At 40.9% G+C, this 700-nt stretch carries 1 protein-coding gene; it reads left to right on the forward strand.

The features are described from left to right. On the forward strand, positions 1-696 hold a 696-nt coding region (locus tag B3B27_RS05315; RefSeq protein WP_286846992.1), incomplete at its 5' end, for an IS4 family transposase. Between the last annotated feature and the right edge of the window lie 4 nt (positions 697-700).

A 700-nucleotide genomic window follows, 5' to 3' on the forward strand; every position in this document is an offset into this window, starting at 1 on the left:
AATCTCCCTGTCTTCATCCATCTTACACAAGCATCTGTACATGACGTCAATGCAATGGATGAGATGTATATCGAGATGGGTGCCATCTATTTGATGGATAAGGGGTACATTGACTTCTTTAGACTCTTCAACAACATCCATAAGAATGGCGCATTCTTTGTGACCAGAGCAAAAGATAACATGCAATACAAAGTTGTTTCTTCCAGGGAGGTTGACTGCCAGACAGGTGTAGTCTGTGATCAAATTATCCGACTGACGGAAGAGGTATCCGTGAAAAAATATCCAGATGAATTTCGCCTGGTTGTCTATGAAGACTTTGCTACGGGAAACGTGTACCGTTTCATCACGAACCATACTGGTTATGAGGCACCCACCATTGCAGAACTTTACAGGGAAAGGTGGAATGTAGAACTTTTCTTCAAATGGATAAAGCAACACCTGCATATCAAATCGTTTTATGGCACCTCTGAGAATGCCGTCTATACCCAAATATGGATAGCCGTATGTGCATTCTTGCTTTTAGCATTGGCCAAGAAAAAGATGCACATCGAAGGAGCTTCTCTTTATATGATTTCTCAAACCATAGGAACTATGTTATTTGAGAAAATACCCGTACGTGAATTGTTTAATAAACCAAACTTAAACGTCTCGTCTGATGACGGTCAACTCGAACTATTTCGAGACCTCAAATCTTAACGGG

It is taken from the genome of Proteiniphilum sp. UBA5463, assembly GCF_002427225.1.
In the GTDB taxonomy this organism is placed as follows: Bacteria; Bacteroidota; Bacteroidia; order Bacteroidales; family Dysgonomonadaceae; genus Proteiniphilum; species Proteiniphilum propionicum.